The 19604-nt window shown below is 64.2% G+C and carries 15 protein-coding genes; 11 read left to right on the top strand and 4 right to left on the bottom strand.

Annotation, left to right across the window (positions count from 1 at the left end):
* The first annotated feature begins 172 nt into the window (after positions 1-172).
* From ACLL97_RS01475 to ACLL97_RS01430, 10 genes are all read left to right on the top strand, one after another.
* Positions 173-2947, top strand: coding sequence for a carboxypeptidase regulatory-like domain-containing protein (locus tag ACLL97_RS01475; protein WP_411278697.1), 2775 nt, complete (start codon positions 173-175; stop codon positions 2945-2947).
* Positions 2948-3131: 184 nt separating this feature from the next.
* On the top strand, positions 3132-4880 hold the full coding sequence (locus ACLL97_RS01470) for a hypothetical protein (RefSeq protein ID WP_411278696.1): 1749 nt from the start codon (positions 3132-3134) through the stop codon (positions 4878-4880).
* A gap of 91 nt (positions 4881-4971) precedes the next feature.
* Positions 4972-5607: a hypothetical protein gene (locus tag ACLL97_RS01465; RefSeq protein ID WP_411278695.1), complete on the top strand. Its 636-nt coding sequence runs from the start codon at positions 4972-4974 to the stop codon at positions 5605-5607.
* On the top strand, positions 5607-6728 hold the full coding sequence (pstS, locus tag ACLL97_RS01460) for a phosphate ABC transporter substrate-binding protein PstS (protein ID WP_411278694.1): 1122 nt from the start codon (positions 5607-5609) through the stop codon (positions 6726-6728). The genes ACLL97_RS01465 and pstS overlap by 1 nt, the downstream gene beginning before the upstream one ends.
* Before the next feature lie 56 nt (positions 6729-6784).
* Positions 6785-7741: a phosphate ABC transporter permease subunit PstC gene (gene pstC, locus ACLL97_RS01455; RefSeq protein ID WP_411278693.1), complete on the top strand. Its 957-nt coding sequence runs from the start codon at positions 6785-6787 to the stop codon at positions 7739-7741.
* Positions 7738-8619 (top strand): phosphate ABC transporter permease PstA, encoded by an 882-nt coding sequence (gene pstA / locus ACLL97_RS01450; protein WP_411278692.1) that lies wholly within the window; start codon positions 7738-7740, stop codon positions 8617-8619. The genes pstC and pstA overlap by 4 nt, the downstream gene beginning before the upstream one ends.
* A complete protein-coding gene (locus tag ACLL97_RS01445) occupies positions 8612-9400 on the top strand; it encodes a phosphate ABC transporter ATP-binding protein (protein WP_411278691.1) in 789 nt (262 codons plus the stop codon). The genes pstA and ACLL97_RS01445 overlap by 8 nt, the downstream gene beginning before the upstream one ends.
* A complete protein-coding gene (gene pstB, locus ACLL97_RS01440; RefSeq protein WP_411278690.1) occupies positions 9397-10173 on the top strand; it encodes a phosphate ABC transporter ATP-binding protein PstB in 777 nt (258 codons plus the stop codon). The genes ACLL97_RS01445 and pstB overlap by 4 nt, the downstream gene beginning before the upstream one ends.
* Positions 10173-10886: a phosphate signaling complex protein PhoU gene (phoU, locus tag ACLL97_RS01435; protein WP_411278689.1), complete on the top strand. Its 714-nt coding sequence runs from the start codon at positions 10173-10175 to the stop codon at positions 10884-10886. The genes pstB and phoU overlap by 1 nt, the downstream gene beginning before the upstream one ends.
* A complete protein-coding gene (locus ACLL97_RS01430) occupies positions 10883-12478 on the top strand; it encodes a Ppx/GppA family phosphatase (protein WP_411278688.1) in 1596 nt (531 codons plus the stop codon). The genes phoU and ACLL97_RS01430 overlap by 4 nt, the downstream gene beginning before the upstream one ends.
* 110 nt (positions 12479-12588) lie before the next feature.
* Here the strand turns inward: ACLL97_RS01430 and ppk1 are convergent, their stop codons facing one another.
* The 4 genes from ppk1 to ACLL97_RS01410 all read right to left on the bottom strand — a co-directional run bounded on the left by ppk1 (position 12589) and on the right by ACLL97_RS01410 (position 17368).
* The gene (ppk1, locus tag ACLL97_RS01425) at positions 12589-14742 is read right to left on the bottom strand and encodes a polyphosphate kinase 1 (protein WP_411278687.1); all 2154 of its coding nucleotides are present in this window, start codon (positions 14740-14742) and stop codon (positions 12589-12591) included.
* Positions 14743-14803: 61 nt separating this feature from the next.
* Positions 14804-15841, bottom strand: a complete 1038-nt coding sequence (locus tag ACLL97_RS01420) for an anion permease (protein WP_411278686.1) — start codon at positions 15839-15841, stop codon at positions 14804-14806.
* A 7-nt stretch (positions 15842-15848) separates the two neighbouring features.
* Entirely contained in the window at positions 15849-16460 is a 612-nt protein-coding gene (locus ACLL97_RS01415; protein WP_411278685.1) for a DUF47 domain-containing protein, read from the bottom strand.
* Positions 16461-16597: 137 nt separating this feature from the next.
* The gene (locus ACLL97_RS01410; protein WP_411278684.1) at positions 16598-17368 is read right to left on the bottom strand and encodes a rhomboid family intramembrane serine protease; all 771 of its coding nucleotides are present in this window, start codon (positions 17366-17368) and stop codon (positions 16598-16600) included.
* A 192-nt stretch (positions 17369-17560) separates the two neighbouring features.
* Between ACLL97_RS01410 and dnaK the strand changes: the two genes are divergently transcribed.
* Positions 17561-19501 carry a molecular chaperone DnaK gene (dnaK, locus tag ACLL97_RS01405; protein WP_411278683.1) on the top strand — a complete coding sequence of 647 codons (1941 nt, stop codon included), beginning with the start codon at positions 17561-17563 and terminating at the stop codon, positions 19499-19501.
* Positions 19502-19604: the final 103 nt, after the last annotated feature.

Genomic DNA, 19604 nt, shown 5'->3' with positions numbered 1-19604 from the left:
CCCCTCCCGATCCCATTCTCCGTGACACGTTCGTTGCACAACCGTGGGGAGATCGAAACCTGCGTCACGAAGCTTACAGGTTAACCGGATGCCCTTGGGAGTCCGGACTACTGAACCTCGAGCGCCCGAGAGGGCGTGCCAGCAATCTTCATATATACCGACCCGATCATCCATGCGGACCTACGCACACGTGCTCTCCCGTTTCGCGCGTCAGTTGATGCTGGCGATGACGGCTGCCGTCGTCCCCGCTTCTACGCTCGTCGCACAGGGAGCTGACGCTCCTGTCGGCCGGATCACCGGTCGCGTTATCGACACCAAGTCCGGCCAAGGCATTCCGTCGGCCGGCGTGCAGATCGTCGGTACGACGATCGGTACGCAATCGGGCGTTGACGGTCGATACACCATCGCTCGCGTACCGGCGGGAACGACCACGCTACAGGTGCGCCGCATCGGCTATGGGCCGAAGACGATCACTGGCATCATGGTTCCGGTCAACGGCTCGATCGAACTTGACATCTCGCTCAACTCGGCCGACGTGCAGCTGGCGGCGATCAGCGTGACGGCGACGAAGGAAAAAGGCACCGTCAACGAAGCGTTGAATCAGCAGAAGAATGCGACGAACGCCGTCAACGCGATTACCGCTGAGCAGATCGCCCGCAGCCCGGACAACGATGCGGCCCAGGCGGCCCAGCGCGTGAGTGGCGTGACGGTGCAGGACGGTAAGTACTTGCAGGTGCGTGGACTCGGCGAGCGCTACACCACGGCTTCGCTTAACGGCGCGCGTATCCCGAGCCCGGAGCCCGAGCGCAAGGTCGTGCCGCTCGATCTGTTTCCCGCCGGCCTGCTGCAGGACGTCACGACGACCAAGACGTTCACGCCAGACCAGCCGGGCGACTTTGCTGGCGCGAACGTAAATATCCGCACGAAGGAGTTTCCGGCGACGCGTCAGATCAACTACTCCACCAGCTTTGGCGCCAACACCAGTGTGCTTGGCCAGACGTTGCCGTTTGCGCCGCGGGCGGGCGGCGAGCTGATCGGATTCGCGGGCACCGCACGCTCTCGTCCTTCTGCCATCGCCAGTGCCAACTTCCTAGGCAACGTGACACAGAACGACTACAACCAGATGGCGCTTCAACAGCGCAACGTTTGGAATGCCGCTCCTCGTGCCGGCGGGATGAACGGTTCGTTCGGTGCCTCGACCGGTGGCAACACGATTCTCGGCAAGCGCCTTGGCTATGTGCTCAGCGGCAACTACGGATATTCGGAAGAGACGCGTGCGAACGAGCGATTTGCGGTTGGTAACCAGGGTGCCAACAACACCGTGGTGCCGCTCACGTCCGTGTCGGGTTCCACCGGCCGCTCGAGCATTCAGTGGGGCGGCATTGCCAACTTCTCCAAGCTGATCGGCAAGAGCTCGCGTCTGTCGCTCAACACCACCGCCACGCGCAGCGCCGACAACGAAGCGCGCATGGACCGCGGCTTCGACGAAAACCTCTCGGATAGCATCGCGCGCACGACACTGCGTTACGTCGAGCGCGGCGTCGCCACGGTGACCGGTCAGGGCGAGCACCAGTTGAGCGATCGCAACAAGACGGCGTGGTCGGCCACGTACGCGAGCACGACCCGTCGCGAGCCGGATCGCTCCGACGTAGTGTACTCGCGCGGCGGCGACGGCAAATTCTCGCTGCTGGCCTCACTCGACGGCGCGCGTCGTCTGTATTTCGACCTGCGCGAAACCAACAATACCGCGCAGGTCGACCACACGATCAACGTTGGCAACATCGCCAACCAGAACGTGGTGAAGGTCGGTGCGTACGCACGCTCCACCAACCGTTCGGCACAGGCGCCGATCTACTCGTTCATCTCACGCGCCGCGGAAGATGTGCGGGCGCAGTCGGCCGATGTGATCTTTGGCGCAACACAAGCATGCGCCTCGTGCAACCAGATCAATGTGCAGCCGATCGGACAGGCCGGATCGTACACGGCCGAAGACCGCACGACGGCGGCCTACCTCATGACGGATTGGGGCCTCGGCGAAAGGATTCGCGTGATCGCCGGTGCGCGCGTTGAAAAGGCCAAGATCGATGTGGCCTCGAGCACGCAAGGCGGGTTCACCGCCGGAGCCGCGCTCGACAACACGGATGTGCTGCCGTCGTTGTTGATCAACACCAAGCTCACGGAAAACCAGAACCTGCGCTTCGGTATCACGCGCACCCTGGCGCGTCCGGAGTACCGCGAGCTGGCGCCGGTGACCTTCCGCGACGTGCTCGGCGGCGTCAGTGTGACGGGTAACGACAAGCTCAAGCGCTCGCTCATCGACAACGTCGATCTGCGCTATGAAGCGTTTCCCAACACCGGCGAAATTCTCAGCATCGGCGTCTTCGCGAAGCAGTTCGATCGCCCCATCGAGCGCGTGGAATCGGCGACGTCGGGTGCGTATCAGGCGCGCTTTCAGAACGCCCTCAAGGCCGTAAACGTCGGTGTTGAGCTCGAAGCGCGTAAGCAGCTCAGCTTCCTCGGCGATTGGGCGATGCCCTTCACCGGCTTCAGTAACGTCACCATCATGCGCTCGTCGGTGGACCTCGATACCACGACGGGACTGACGGTAACCGACAAGTCTCGTCGTCTGGTGGGCCAGGCGCCGTTCGTCGTCAACGCTGGACTCTCCTACTCGTCGGAGAGCGGTCGGACGAATGCGACCGTGCTGTACAACGTGGTCGGCGACCGCATCTATGCGGCTGGTGTGACCCCGCTTCCGAACATCGTGGAGAAATCTCGTAAGGTCCTGGATCTCTCGCTTCGTTTCCCCGTGATGGGCAGCCTGTCGGGCCGAGTGGACGCCCGCAATCTTCTTGACGCGCGGTACCGCTTCATGCAGGGCAACCTCGAGCGCGAAGGCTACAATGCCGGCCGCACGTTCTCCGTCGGCTTGTCCTGGCAACAGTAGTCCCCACCAACAACACGCGTTGGCGCAGCGCGCCGACGCGGTCGGTAATCCCCGACACACATGACCCGGTCACGGTGACCCAACCGTGACCGGGTCATAACGCATTCGGGACAGAGTATCGCGTTACTTCCGTGCGTAGCACCGCCTTTCCCGACGCTCCACCAACTACATCCCAGGACCGCCGATGACGACGTTCACGCGCTTGCGCGCTCTTGCCCTGACGTCATTCAGCCTGCTCGCGCTCGCCGCGTGCGGCAGTGATGATCCGACTCAACCCGTCACGCCCACCAACGGTACGCTCACCGTCACGGTGTCCGGACTCCCCGCCGGTGTGAACGCAGCCGTCACCGTTACCGGCCCGAGTTCATACACGCAGTCGGCGACCGCGTCCGCTTCGTACAGCGTTGCGGCCGGCAGCTACACCGTAGCCGCCGCACAGGTCATTACGAACAACGTGCGCTACAACGCGGCAATCGTCGGCTCGCCGGCGACGGTCACGTCGAACGCGACGGCAACGGCGACCGTGACGTACTCGATCACCGGCAACCCGACCATCACGATCAGCGGTTCCATCGCGGCCAACCGCACGATGACGCCGGACACGAATTACGTGCTGCGTGGATTCGTCTATGTGAACAGTGGCGCCACCCTCACGATCAATGCCGGCACCAAGATCGTCGGCGACACGACCGCGCTCGGATCGGCACTCTTCGTGCTACGTGGCGCGCGCATCGTCGCCACCGGCACGGAGGCGGCCCCGGTTGTCTTCACGTCACAGCGTAGCGCTGGTAATCGGTCGCCCGGTGACTGGGGTGGCCTGATCATCGTTGGCAACGCGCGGAACAACCGCGCGGGCAACATCATCGTCGAAGGCTCAGACGGCTCGGTCGTCGGCGGAAATTCCGCTGGGGTGATTTACACCGGCGGTACGGTGGACACGGACAACAGTGGCACGCTGCGCTACGTGCGCGTGGAGTTCGCGGGATACGCCACGCTCACCGACGCGGAGCTGAACTCGTTCACCTTTGCCGCACTCGGTAGTGGCACGACGCTCGAGTACCTGCAGTCGGTGACCGGCCTCGACGACTCCTTCGAGTGGTTCGGCGGCACGGTCGACGGTAAGTACCTCGTTTCGTACGAAGCCGGCGACGATCATTTCGATACGTCGGAAGGGTACCGCGGTCGCAACCAGTTCTTGATCGCCTATCAGTCGGCCTTCGCGACGCCGCGTGCCGGTGCCGGTGCCGTCTCGACCGACCCGCAGGGCTTCGAAGTGGACGGCTGCAACGGTGGTGGCTGCACGGCACCCGCCGGCGGCAACGCGCAGAGCGCTGGCGCCGCTGACGGCCTCTTCACCATGAACGTGTTCGCGAACTTCACGGTGATCGGCGTCGGCGCTGGCGTTACGACGCCGACCAACGGCGGCGTGGGCATGGTGCTCCGACGTGGCACGGGCGGTTACTACGTGAACGGTGTCGTCGCGCGCTGGCCGCGACAGGCCGTCTCGATTCGTGACACGACGTCGAACAATCGCTTTCAGGTTGACTCGCTCATCGTGCGCAACCTGTATTTCGCCGATAACGGTTCACAGAATGGCGGTGTGGTCTTCGATCCAACCGGACCGAACTTCGGACAGGAGTCCGCCTTCACCGCACGCAACAGCAACATCAGCGTGGCAGCGGGCACGGTCACAGCGGCCAGTCTCTTCACCGCGCTCCCGGCCGGCGGTACCACCGCGCCGACGGTCGCTGGATTCGATTGGTCTCCGGCTGCTGGCTCTCCGATCGCGACCGGCGGCTTGAGCGCCTTCACCGCCGATCCGAGGATTGCCGCTCGCGCCGGCACGTTCATCACGGCGACGGCCTACCGCGGTGCCGCTGCGCCCGGCGGTACGAAGTGGTGGGCGAACTGGACGAACTACGCACGGAATTGACTCCGGCGGTAAGCGCATAAGCACGCTAGCTTCTTCGAAGTCCGAACGGCCAGTGCCCCTCGGGCACCGGCCGTTCTCTTTTTCACGACCTATGTCTATACGAACTCTGCCGCGGATGCTCGGCACCGCGCTTTCCGTCGCCATCGTCGCCAGCTGCACGGACAAGGCGACGCCGACGTTTGATGACCAGGCGGCACACGTTGCCGAGGTGGCTGCTGCCGGCGGAGTCGTTGATTCGATTCTTCCGATTGCGGAGCATCTTCGCCGTTTTCGCGCCTCGCTCCCGAAAACAGACACACTCCGGCACGCGAGTCCGACCATGGCGGCACTGGTGGAACGATGGGCCACCGCGATCGGCACCAACGACGCTACTGATCTCAATGCGATGATCATGGATCGCGCTGAGTTCGCCTGGCTGTATTACTCCGAGTCTCCCATGAGTAAGCCCCCGTATGAGGCCCCCCCGGAGCTCCTCTGGGGTCAACTGTTGGCGTCATCGAACAAGGGCGCAGCCAAACTCGTGAGCCGCTTCGGTGGGAGTCGACTGACCGCGAGCCGCCTTCGGTGTGCTGCGCCTCCCGATACCCAGGGCGTCAACCTGCTGTACAACAAGTGCGAAGTGCGCCTCTCGGCGCCCGGCAAGCAGACTATCGAAGGGGTGATGTTCGGGACGATCCTCGAGCATCTCGGTCGTTTCAAGTTCGTCGGTCTGTCGACCAGCCTGTGATGCGACGCCTCGCCCTCCTGCTGATTCCGTCGCTCGTCCTAAGCGCCTGCAGCAACCCCGCGAAGGAAACCGCGATTCAAAACGATAGCGCGTCTGCCGCTCCCATTCCCAACACCTCCCGTGTCGACCTCACCGGCGCCGGCGCCACGTTCCCGTATCCGCTGTACTCGCGTTGGTTCAACGAGTACGCCACGCGCACCAACGTGCGGATCAACTATCAGTCGATCGGATCCGGCGGTGGCATCCGCCAAGTGGTCGCCCGCACGGTCGACTTCGGCGCGACCGATGTCCCCATGACCGATGAAGAACTCGCCAGCGCGGGCATGCCGGTGTTGCATATCCCGACCGTGATCGGCGCCGTCGCTATCACGTACAACCTCCCGGCACTCGCGCGACCGCTCAAGCTCAGCCCCGACGTGATCGCCGACATCTTCCTCGGTACCGTCACCCGCTGGAGCGACCCGCGCATCGCGGCGCTCAATCCCAAGCTCACGCTTCCCGACACCGACATCCTCGTCGTGCATCGCGCCGACGGGAGCGGAACGTCGTACATTTTCAGTGATTTCCTGACCACGGTGAGCCCCGCGTGGGCCGCCGGTCCGGGGCGCGGCAAGGACGTGCGCTGGCCCGTCGGCATCGGCGGCAAGGGCAATGAGGGCGTGGCCGGTCAGGTGAAGCAAATGCCGGGCGCGATCGGCTATCTCGAGGTGGTCTACGCGCGACAGAACCGACTGCCAGTGGTGCATGTGCGAAACGCCGCCGGTCGGTTCATCTCGCCCATGCCGTTCGAAATCGCGTCGGCGGCCACCGCCGTGCTGGAGGCCGATCGCAAGCTGGGCCCGACCGACCGCAACGGCACACCCGACTTGCGCGTCTCGCTCGTGAACGCGCCGGGAGCGCAATCGTATCCGATCGCGTCGTTCACCTGGATGCTGATCGCTCCGTCGGCAATCGGCCCCGAGAAGAGCCGCCAACTGGCCGCCTTCATCCGATGGGCCCTCCTCGACAATCCGGACATGGCCAGCACCCTCGGCTACGTACCATTGCCCTCCGAAGTCGCCAGTCGCGTCGTTGACCGCCTCGATGCCGCCCTGGCAGAAAGACGGCCTGGGTCGCCGTGACAGAGCCGTTACATATCATCGGCCGGTCGCGAGGCGCGAAATCCTAGCTTCACTGAATGCAGACCCCGCTCGGTGACCGTCTCTATCGCACGGTCACGACGGTGTGCGCCGCCGCGATTCCCCTCGTGCTCGTGCTGCTCACCGCCGTGGTCCTGCGCGCCGCATGGCCGGCCCTTTCGCTCCACGCCCGCGATCTCGCCTTCGGCACCACCTGGGACGTGCCACGCGCGCGCTTCGGCGCCCTCCCCGCGATCGTCGGCACACTGCTCTCCGCACTGATCGCGCTGGGCATCGCCACGCCATTGGCCATCGGCGTGGCCATTTTTACCGTCGACATCGGACCGCCGCGATTGCGCGAACCGGTGTCGTTTCTGGTCAATCTGCTCGCGGCGATTCCCTCGGTCGTGTATGGACTCTGGGGCGTGTTCGTATTGGTGCCGTTGTTGCGCAGCACGGTCATGCCGGCCCTGCTGCCGCTGGGCGCGGCGATTTCGCTCTTCCGCGGCCCGGCCTACGGCCCGAGCCTGCTCGCCGCCAGCCTCGTGCTCGCGATCATGATCCTGCCCTACATCGCGAGCGTGAGCCGCGACGTCCTGCTCGCCGTCCCCTCGGCCCAACGCGAAGCGGCGCTCGCCCTCGGCGCCACACACTGGGAAGTGGTGCGCGATGCCGTACTTCCCGCTGCCCGTTCCGGTCTCGTGGGTGGCGTCATGCTGGGGCTGGGTCGCGCGCTCGGTGAAACGCTGGCGGTGACCATGGTCATCGGCAATCGACACGCCATTCCCGAGTCCCTGTTCGATCCCGCATACACGATGGCGTCGCTGCTGGCCAATGAATTCGCCGAAGCGTCGAGCAACGCGCACCTCTCGGCGTTGATGGCCGTCGCCGCCATGCTGCTGCTGATTACCCTGCTGGTGAATCTCTTGGCGCGCTGGCTGGTGCGTCGCGTTGCGACCGGCTTGCCCGGTGGACGGTGGTCCGGTGGTCCGTGGTCAGGTGGACGGTGGCCATGAACGCTCGTTCGCACCGCCGCCAGCGTGCGGGTCGCCTCATGACGGCGCTCACCTGGACGGCCGCGATCGTGGCCGTCATTCCCCTCGTGATCATTCTCGCGCACCTACTGCTGAACGGACTCGGGCAACTCACGCCGACATTCTTCACGCAGTTGCCGACACCCCCCGGCGTACGCGGCGGCGGCGTCGCCAACGCCATTGTCGGTTCGATCATCTTGGTCGCCATTGCGATGACCGTGGCGGTACCGATCGGCATCGGCGCCGGACTCTATCTGGCCGAGCATCGTCGCAGGCGCTTCGCGCAGGCGGTACGGCTGCTGGCCGATGTCCTGAGTGGTTTGCCGTCCATCGTCCTCGGCATCTTCGTGTGGGAACTGATCGTGCGGCCCTCCGGGCACTTCTCGGCGTGGGCGGGCGGCATCGCGCTGGGCTTGCTGGTCCTGCCGCTCGTGGCCCGTGCCACCGAAGAGATGGTGCGTCTGGTGCCCGTCGCCCTCACCGAGGCCGCGCTGGCCCTCGGTTTCTCACGGTGGCGTACCTCGCTCACCGTGGTGCTGCGCACCGCCATGCCGGGCATCGTGACCGCGATGCTTATTGCGATGTCGCGCGCCGCCGGAGAAACGGCGCCGCTGTTGTTCACCGCATTCGGCAATCCGTTCTGGTCCGTCGATCCGGCGCGGCCCATCGCCGCGTTGCCGCTGCAGATCTACACGTATGCCCAGAGTCCGTACGACGAATGGCGCGCGCAGGCCTGGGCCGGCGCGTTGGTGCTGCTCATCCTCGTCACGATGATCAGTGTCACCGGACGCGCCGTGGTGCGCGCACGCGCCAAGCTATTGTCGGAGGTCGCACCTCGCGTCGGGCGCTTCGATGAGTGAGCCGCGTGCGACGAACGCCGCGGCGCCTCACGTGCGGCTCGGCAATCTCTCGGCCGGCTTCGCGGACCGCAACGTGCTCCGACAGCTCAACGTCGTCGCCCCGGCGGGACGCGTGCTCGCGATCGTCGGTCCATCGGGTTGCGGCAAGAGCACCGTGCTGCGCTGCATCAATCGCCTGCACGAACTCGACGAAGGCGCGTTCGTGAGCGGCCAGGTGGAGATCAGCGCGTTTCCGGTCTATGCGCCGACCACCAACGTGGTCGCGCTGCGGCGTCGGGTGGGCATGGTCTTTCAACGCCCCACGCCTTTCGTCACGCTGTCCGTATTCGACAATGTGGCCGCCGGTATTCGCGCCCATCGTCGCGACATCACCCAAAGCGACTTGGAGGCACTGGTTGAAGTCGCCTTGCAGCGCGCCGGGCTGTGGCGCGAAGTGGTGGATCGACTGTTCGGTTCCGCGATGGCGCTCTCCGGCGGCCAGCAGCAGCGACTCTGCATTGCGCGGGCGCTGGCGGTGCAGCCCGATGTCCTGTTGCTCGACGAGCCAACCGCGTCGCTCGACTCGATGGGCACACAACGCATCGAAGAACTGCTGTATGATCTGCGTGACACGGTCACCGTGATCATGGTGACACATAACATGCAGCAGGCCGCGCGCATCTCCGACGTCACGGCATTTCTGCTCGATGGTCGCATTGTGGAGTGCGCGCCCACGCGACAGCTCTTCACCACGCCGTCCGACGCGCGCACCGAAGCGTACATCACCGGCCGGTTCGGATGACCACCGACATCCACCGTCTTGCCGGCGCGGTCGTGCTCGAGCGTTTCTCGGCGTGGTTCGGGAGCACGCCGGCCCTGCACAACATCGACCTGGCCGTGCGCCCGCAGTCTGTCACCGCACTCATCGGGCCATCCGGCTCCGGCAAGAGCACCCTGCTGCGCGCGATCAATCGCCTCAACGAAGCACTGCCTGGTGCACGTAGTAGTGGGCGACTGCTGCTTGATGGCGTCAACGTGTATGAACCCACGGTGGATCTGAGCGAACTGCGGCAACGCGTCGGCATGGTCTTCCAACGCTCCAATCCATTTCCCCGCTCGGTGTTCGACAACGTGGCCTATGGTCCGCGACTCAACGCCGGACTCGAGGGCCGCGCCCTTGACGACACGGTCGAAGACGCGCTCCGTCGGGCCGCTCTCTGGGACGAAGTCAAGGATCGGCTGCGCGAGAATGCGTTGACCCTCTCGGGTGGTCAGCAACAACGACTCTGCATCGCTCGCGCGCTCGCCAATCGGCCAGCGGTGCTCTTGCTCGACGAGCCCACCAGCGCCCTCGACCCGCAGGCCACGCAACGCATCGAAGAGCTCCTCTACGATCTTCAGCCGGACCTCACCATTGTCATCGTGACGCACAATTTGCATCAGGCCGCGCGTGTCTCGCGCCGCACCGCCCTGCTGATCGACGGCGTGCTCGTGGAAGAAACCGCCACCGACCAACTCTTCACGCGCCCGTCGGACTCGCGCACCGAAGCGTTTATCACCGGGAGGTTCGGCTGATGCGGAACGCCCCCGCGGGATATCGACATTTTCACGACGAGTTGGCGTTGCTCAAGCAGCGGTTGCTCGACATGTCCGAGCGGGCCGAGTCGCTGGTGGCCCTCTCGATGGAAGCCCTCATCGAGCGCGATCGGGACAAGGCCATTGCCGTCATAGAAGCCGACGAAGAGCTCGACCGACTCGAGGTGGAGGCCGAGAATCAGGCGATCGCGATGTTGGCGCTGCAGCAGCCCATGGCGCGCGACCTACGCTTCCTCATCGGCGCGATCAAGGTGTCCAGCGACCTCGAGCGGGTGGGTGACCACGCCGTCAACATCGCGCAGTGCGCGGTGCGTCTGGTTGATCAGCGCACGGCGGTGCCGGTCGTCCCCGCGTTGGCCGATATGGCCCGGCGCGCCCGCGCCATGTTGAGCGACGCCCTCGACGCGTTCATTCGCGGCGATGGGGCCCTCGGCCGAGCGGTGGGCCAAGCCGACGACGACGTGGATGCACAGCACGAAAGCATCTTTCGTGCGCTGCTGGCCGACATGATGGGCGACCCGCAGACCATCGCCCCGTCGCTCGAACTGCTGCTCGTGAGCCGCAATCTGGAGCGGGTGGCCGACCTCGCCACCAACATCGGAGAAGACGCCGTGTATCTTGCCGAGGGGAAGCAGATTCGTCATCGGTTCGACGAAGACGCCCCGATGCCCTCTTCCGGCCACGCGACATGACGGCACCAATCACGACCGCATCGACCGACATCCGGATCGCCGCGATCGACATCGGCTCCAACTCGGTGCGGCAGATCGTGGCGGACGTATCGCCGACCGGTCAGATCCGTGTGGTGGACGAAATGAAGGCGATGCCGCGGCTGGGTGAAGGACTGGAGGCTACCGGCGCGCTGTCGCCAACCGCCATCGATGCTGCCGTGACCGCCGTACAACGCATGGTGACGCTGGCCGGGCAGTTGGGTGCGGCCCGCATCGAGATCGTGGCCACCAGCGCGGTGCGCGATGCGGCCAACGCCGCCGATTTTACGGGTCAGGTGGAAGTACTCACCGGACATCAGGTCCGTATCCTGACCGGTGAGGAGGAAGCGCTGCTCTGCTTTCGGAGCGCCTTGGCGCACTTCGAGTTGGGCGCCGGCCGTACCGTGGTCATGGACATCGGCGGCGGCTCACTCGAACTCGTGCTGGCCAAGGATGGTCTCATCGAGCGCGTGGCTTCGCTGCCCTTCGGTGCCGTCCGTCTCACCGAACGCTTCCTGACACCCCGGGTGAACCCGCGCCGCGTGCGCGCGCTTCGCGAGCATGTGCGCGATGGTCTCAAGCGCGCAGTGCCGGTAAAGGACTGGCGCGGCGCGCAGGTTATCGGCTCCGGCGGCACCTTCACCAACCTCGCCGGCATCGTGCTGTCGCGGCAGCATGTGGCCGTGAAATCGCCGCACGGTACACGGGTGACCCGGGTGGAGCTGGAGCATGTGCTCGACTGGCTGCAGCGTCTCGACTCCAACGAACGCGGGCATGTGCCGGGTCTCAACCCAGCGCGCGCCGACATCATCGTGGCCGGTCTCGCCGTAGCCGCCGAAGTTCTCTCGCGCTTCGATCCGCGAGATCTGCTCGCCTCGGCCTACGGCATTCGCGAAGGGCTGCTGCTCGAAGCGGCGCGCGTCGCGCCGGTGGTCGCCGACCCCGGTGTGGCACGCGAGCGCTCCGTGCGCGAGTTCGCCGAGCGTTGTCGTTACGAGGAACCGCATGCGCGCCAAGTGCAGGCGCTGTCACTGCAGCTGTTCGACGCGCTCGCCCCGCGGCTGCAACTCGACACGCGCGATCGCCAGGTGCTCGCCGATGCGGCGCTGTTGCATGACGTGGGGTACCACATCAACTACGAGAAGCACCACAAGCACTCGTTTCATCTCATCTCGCACGCCGACCTGCTGGGCATGACGCCCGCCGAGCAGATTGTCGTGGCGCATGTGGCCCGCTACCATCGTGGCACGCCACCCAAGATGAAGCATCGCGGCTTCGCGCAGCTCGATCGCGCATCACGCGACAAGGTCGTCAAGTTGGCCGCGCTGCTGCGTTTCGGCGACGGGATGGACCGCGGTCATGTCGCGGCGGTAGGCACGTTGCAGCTGAAGCTCACCAACGACGCCTTGCGCGTGCGTGTGGTGGAGGCCCAAGGCGCCACCAGCGTGCGCCTTGAGTGCTGGGGCGCGAGCCGTAAGCGCCATCTGCTCGAGGAACTCCTCGGCCGTCCGATCGTGGTGGTGGCGCCCGACGGCAGCGAGATCCGCGCGGACGACGACGGAGACGGCGAGTAGTCGCGCCGTCCCCATCCCTTGTGGTCGATGCTGTTCATCGGCGCAGATTGGTGTGATTCTGCGGTAAAGGCGGTTCGGCCGTGGTCGCCGCGAGTGGTTGGCGACCACGATCACCGATGCGGCGCTTGCTTAGGTGGCGCCACGTCCGACGCCTCACTCCGCTTCCGTTTTGTGCTCGACTTCGCGCTCGCCTTCGTCTCGAAGCCGCCCCACGGATCGCGCATCAGCGTGGCCTGCGTGGCGCGCTCCTCGGCGCCATTCGGCGAGCGCCGATGATACGTACCGTCGGCCCCGAGCTCCCAGGCCTGTCGGTTGTCGGCCAGACACATTTCCAGCACACGCTGCAGGCGACCGTGCCACGCCACATCGTCGATGGGCGCCATGGCTTCCACGCGGCGGTCGAAATTACGCGGCATCCAGTCGGCCGACCCGATGTAGTACTCGGGATTTCCGCCGTTCGAGAAGAACGCGATCCGCGAGTGCTCGAGAAAGCGGCCGATAATGCTGACCACGCGGATGCGATCGCTCACGCCTCGAAGCCCCGGCAGCAGACAGCAGATGCCGCGCACGATCAGATCGATCTCCACCCCGGCCTGCGACGCGCGATACAACGCCACGATGATCTCGGGATCGACCAACGCATTCATCTTGGCGATGATACGCCCGCCGCGTCCGGCCTTCGCGTGCGCCGACTCGCGTTCGATCAGTTCGAGTGTGCGCTTCCGCAAGTTCGCCGGGGCCATGATCAGCCGCCGGTAGAACTTCTGCCGCGACACGCCGGTAAGCGAGTTGAACAGGTCACTCGAGTCGGCTCCGATCTGCGGATTGCAGGTAAAGAGCCCGATATCCGTGTAGAGTCGCGCTGTTTTCGAGTTGTAGTTGCCGGTGCTGACATGCACATAACGTCGGATGCCGTCGGCATCGCGTCGCACCACCAACACCGTCTTGGCGTGCGTCTTGAGCCCCGGCAGCCCATAGGCCACATGGATGCCGTAATTTTCCATCGTACGCGCGAAGGTGATGTTGTTCTGCTCGTCGAATCTCGCCTGCAATTCGATAATCACCGCCACCTGCTTCCCCGCTTCGGCGGCCTCTGTGAGCGCGCGCACGATGGCCGTGTCACCCGACGTGCGGTACAGCGTGAGCTTGATGGCGAGCACCTGTGGATCGCTCGACGCTGCTTCGAGAAACGCCTCCACCGACGAGCTGAACGACTCGTACGGGTGATGCACGAGGACATCGCGTTCGCGAATCGCCTCGAAGATGTTGCGCCCATCGCGAAACGGCGCCGGCACCACCGGCGTGTAGGGTGCGTCGCGCAGCTCCGGTACCTCAAGACCGGCAATCTGCAACAGATCGCCCAGCTCCAGGAGATCATCCCGGTCGTGCACATCGCGCGCGCTGAGCGGAGCCACGAGCTGTGTCTCGCTCTCACTCAGCTCCTCCAGCAGCAGCTGCCGCATGGACTGCGGCATGTCGCGCTGCACTTCCAGTCGCACCACTTCGCCGAAGCGTCGCTGAAACACCTGCTGCTCGATCGTCTCCAGCAGATCTTCGGGCTGGTCGATCTGTCCGAGATCGAGATCGGAGTAGCGCGTGACTCGGAAGGTGAACCACCGCTTCACCTCCATACCCGGGAATAACGTGCCCAAATGCTCGCCGATCACTTCCTCGAGCGGCACGTAGACGTGCTCACCCTCGCGATCGATCGGCACCCACCGGGGCAGCGAGCGGGGCACCTTCACGCGCGCAAAATGCTCCTTGCCGCTATCCGGATCACCGATGTCCACCGCGAGCGACAGCGACAGATTCGAGATGTACGGAAAGGGATGCCCAGGGTCGACGGCCAACGGCGTGAGCACCGGGAACACTTGCGATTCAAAATAGGCGTGTATCCGATCTCGCTCGGTCTCGTCGAGCGACGACATCGGCACCAGCTTGATGCCTTTCTCCTCGAGGACTGGCAATAGCAGCGCATGCAGCGCATGATGCCGACGCTGCAGGAGCTCGTGCACCCGCGTCCGGATGGCTTCGAGCTGCTCGGGAGGCGACAGCGGATCGGGCGGATACTGTGGCGCGCCCGACGTGACCTTCCGACGCAGTCCCGCTACCCGGACCATATAAAACTCGTCCAGATTCGTGCTGAAGATCGCCAGAAACTTGAGGCGCTCCAGCAACGGCACGCGGGTGTCCAACGCTTCTTCCAGCACGCGCGCATTGAAGTCGAGCCAACTCAGCTCGCGATTCAGGTACGGCAGCGACAAAGCGGTTGACGACGGGATAGCGGCGGTCCGGCGCGGCGTACCGCGCCGGACGGGAGGCGGATCAGAGTGGATTGAACGCGGCCAGTAGTTTGTACGAAATCGCCGCCATCGCGGCCGCGGCCGGAATGGTGATCACCCACGCCCACACGATCTTGCTCGCCAATCCCCAGCGCACCGCTGACAGGCGGTTCGTGGCGCCGACGCCGACAATGGCGCCGGTGATCGTATGGGTGGTGCTCACCGGGATCCCGAAGCGCGACGCCGACAGAATCACCAGCGCGCCGGCCGTCTCAGCACAAAAGCCACCCACCGGGCGCAACTTTGTGATGCGTGTGCCCATGGTGTGCACGATACGCCAGCCACCGAACAGCGTGCCCAGCGAAATCATCGTGTAGGCGCTCAGTTCGACCCATACCGGGATCGAGTCGAGCGACGTCACGTACATGTGACTGAGTAGCCCCGTTTCGCCGACGAATGATGCCTGCGTGGCGACCAGCAGCCCAACGATGATACCCATCGTCTTCTGCGCGTCATTGCCGCCGTGCGCCAACGACAGCAGCGCCGAACTGGTGAGCTGCGCTACCCGGAAGAACTTGTCCGCCTTCGTACTCGTCACGCGCTGAAACAAGTTGAGCACGAGCACCATCAGCACGAATCCCATCAGCATACCGATCGCCGGCGAGAGCACGATCGCCGAGAGCGTCTCGATCCACTTCTTGCCCCAGAGCAACGCCGAGAATCCAACCTTCGACACCGCCGCACCAGCGTAGCCGCCGATAAGTGCGTGCGACGAGCTGGAGGGAATACCAAACCACCACGTGAGCAGGTTCCACATGATCGCGCCCAGCAGTCCGCCAAGAATAACGTTCGCATCGACCACCTTGAGATCGATGAAGCCGGCGGCTACCGACTTGGCGACGGCTGTGCCCACAAAGAACAGGGCGGAGAAGTTGAACACAGCCGCCCAGACCACGGCCGCCAACGGACTCAGGACTCGCGTGCCGACGATCGTGGCGATCGAGTTGGCGGAGTCGTGAAATCCGTTGATGAAGTCGAACGCCAGTGCGACGACGACGATGAAGATGACGAAGTTGACCACAGATCCGTCAGCTGTTCTTGAGCGCGATGCTTTCCAGCACGTTCGACACATCTTCGCACTCGTCGATCGCTTCTTCGAGCGAATCGTAGATCTCCTTCCACTTCAGCACTTCAATGGCCGGCTCGTCGTGCTCGAACAAGGCCCCCACCGACTGTGCATAAAGCACGTCACCTTCTTCTTCCAGCGCTTTAATCTTGCGACCATGCTCCAGCATCTTCACGCGCTTGGCGACATCGCCCACCGACGCCAGAATCTCCGCACTGGCCCGCACCAACACGTCGGCCATCTCCACCGCGCCACCACGCGGCGCCTTCACCCGGAACATCACGACACGTCGGGCCGCCCCATTGATCAGATCGATCACGTTGTCCAAGCGCGTCGCCAGCACATGAATGTCCTCGCGATCGAGCGGCGTCACGAAGCTGGTGTCGATGCGCTGGTTGATCAGGTGAACAACCGCGTCACCATCGGTTTCGACTTTCTTGATTTCGACCGCGATCCGCGCGGCATCGGCGGGGTTCTCGAAGAGGGTGCGAAGTAGGCTCGACGCACTACCCATGTACACGGCAAGCTGCCGGAAATGATCGAAAAACGTTTCGTCTTTTGAAAAGAGCTTCACGGCTCGGATGGCTGAGAGAAGGCGTACCGCACACGGGGTGACCTACGCACCGTAACGATTGCGTCACCGGTGCCGGAACGCCACGTGTGACCTTTATCGTTACAGGACGTTGACGTACGGAGCCGGAACCGAACGGTTCAGCGCCAAACCACTTTCGCGTCGCTGACCGCCACCTTGCGACGCACCAGCTCCGCGTTCTCAAACCAGCGCGCCAGCAACGCCCCCACCACGAAGCCGCCCACGTGGGCCCAGACGGCCACGCCACCAGAGATCTCACGGCGCAGTGGCGACAGTTCCGGCAATCCTGCCACGACCTGGCTGCCGAACCACAGGATGAGCACCGCCCACGCCGGAAACCGCAGCAGAAAGAACGGTGGAATGAAGGTCCGCACCTTCACCCGTGGATAGAGCATGAGGTACGCGCCCATAATTCCTGAAATGGCCCCAGACGCCCCCACCGTGGGCACCGGCGACGACGGATCGACCGCGAGATGCGCCACCGCGGCGGCGACGCCGGTAAGCAGATAAAACGCCAGGAAGCGCCAGCGCCCCATGCTGTCTTCCACGTTGTTGCCGAACACCCACAGGTAGAGCGAGTTGCCGATAATGTGCCCCCACCCCCCATGCAGGAACATGCTGGTGATCGGCGTAAGCCAATTGACGGCGTAGTCGTCGATCACACAGGCCAACGCCTGATCGCCGAAGCGCCCCAAGGGCACCCCGTAGCCCACTGGCGCCAGCCGAGTCAGCTCCCCCGGCACCATGCCCAGGTCGCACACGCTGATCGCCAGCGGCAGGGGACTCCCTGCCCCCTGCACGAAAAACCAGACCGCCCACGTGATCCCCAACAGCCCGATGGTCATCACCGGCGTTCGAAGGGTAGGATTGTCGTCCGAAATGGGGAACATGGCACCCTCAGCAGGTCAAATTGGCAGACTGCCGCCACGACAGCCTCGACTCCCCCACCGAACCGTCAGAAGTACGCCGGTCCGGCAGGCGCATCGCGGCCCACCGCTTGCCTTTAATACCCGCAGCAGTGGAACACAGCAAGCACGTATCGAAGTAGTCCCTACTGGCTGCAACTCCTCAACGAGACCTCAATGGCTGAAAAAGTTATCGGCATCGACCTTGGAACCACCAACTCCGTGGTGTCCGTTCTGGAAGGTGGCGATCCGGTGGTCATCCCGAACGCCGAGGGCGGTCGGACCACCCCGTCGGTTGTCGGCTTTACGAAAGACGGCGAGCGCCTGGTGGGCCAGATCGCCAAGCGTCAGGCGGTGACCAACCCGCAGAACACGATCTTCTCGATCAAGCGCTTCATGGGTCAGCGGACCACCGAGGCGCAGGCTGAGCAGTCGCGCGTGCCCTACAAGATCGTCGCCGGCCCGAACGACGTCGCCTCGGTCGAGGTAGGTGGCAAGCGCTACACGCCGCCCGAAATTTCGGCCATGATCCTGCAGAAGATGAAGCAGACGGCCGAAGACTACCTCGGCCACAGCGTGTCCAAGGCTGTCATCACGGTGCCCGCGTACTTCAACGACGCGCAGCGCCAGGCCACCAAGGACGCCGGCAAGATCGCCGGCCTCGACGTGCTCCGCATCATCAACGAGCCCACGGCGGCGGCGCTCGCCTACGGTCTCGACAAGAGCAAGAAGACCGATGAAAAGATCGCCGTGTTCGACCTCGGCGGCGGTACGTACGACATCTCCGTCCTCGAGTTGTACGACGTGGATGGCACGCGCCAGTTCGAAGTGAAGTCTACCAATGGTGATACGCACCTTGGCGGCGACGACTTCGACCAACGTGTGGTGGATTGGCTGGTGGCCGAGTTCAAGCGAGATCAGGCCATCGACTTGAGCAAGGATCCGATGGCGATCCAGCGTCTTAAGGAAGCGGCCGAAAAGGCGAAGATGGAGTTGTCGAGCGCGAACAGCACCGACATCAACCTCCCGTTCATCACCGCCGACCAGGCAGGACCGAAGCACCTGAACTACTCGCTCACACGCGCCAAGTTCGAGCAGCTGGTGGACGATCTGATTCAGCGCACCCTCGAGCCCATGAAGAAGGCGCTCAAGGATGCCGGCATGCAGCCGAGCGAAGTCGACGAGATCATCCTGGTTGGTGGCTCCACGCGTATTCCGAAGATCCAACAGGTCGTCAAGGAGTTTTTCGGCAAGGAGCCGAACAAGGGCGTCAATCCAGACGAAGTCGTGGCCGTGGGCGCCGCCATCCAGGGCGCGGTGCTCACCGGCGAGCAGAAGGACGTGCTGCTGCTCGACGTCACACCGCTGTCACTCGGCATCGAAACGCTCGGTGGCGTGATGACGGTGCTCATTCCGCGCAACACGACCATCCCGACCAAGAAGGCGGAGACGTTCTCCACCGCCGACGACAATCAGACGACGGTCGAAATTCACGTGCTGCAGGGCGAACGCGAATTAGCCGTGTACAACCGCACGATCGGCAAGTTCCAACTCACCGGCATCCCACCCGCTCCGCGCGGCATGCCGCAGGTCGAGGTCACGTTCGACATCGACGCCAACGGCATTCTGCATGTGACGGCGCGCGACAAGGCGTCTGGCAAGGAAACGAAAATCCGCATCGAAGCATCGAGTGGCTTGTCTGATGGGGACATCGACAAGATGGTCAAGGATGCCGAGAAGAACGCGGGTGAAGACAAGCAGCGTCGCGAAGAGATCGAGACGCGCAATCGCCTCGATTCACAGACATACGAAGTCGAAAAGAACGTGAAGGAGTGGGGCGAGAAGGTTTCGACGGAGCTGAAGGAACGGATCGACGCATCGATCGAGCGCTCGCGTAAGGCGCTTCGCGGCGACGACATGACCGAAATTCGAGCCGCACAAGAAGAGCTGACGAAGGCCTACAGCGAAGCGGGCCAGGCCTTCTATCAACAGCAGTCGGCCGAGGGCGCGGCGGCCGAAGCCGGTGCTGCTCCGGGCGGCGCGCCGGAACCGGGTGCCGCGAAGGCCGACGATGTGGTCGAAGCCGACTACGAGATCGTCGACGACACCAAGAAGTAAGCGCCACGTGGGTGTATCGAGACACCGGACTCCTGCGGAAACTGAAAGCGGGGGTCCGGTGTCTTATTCTATGTAGGTCTCAGGCTAGCTTTTGACCGCACCC

It is taken from the genome of Gemmatimonas sp., assembly GCF_046594945.1.
In the GTDB taxonomy this organism is placed as follows: Bacteria; Gemmatimonadota; Gemmatimonadetes; order Gemmatimonadales; family Gemmatimonadaceae; genus Gemmatimonas.
This window is presented reverse-complemented; position numbering and strand designations above follow the sequence as displayed.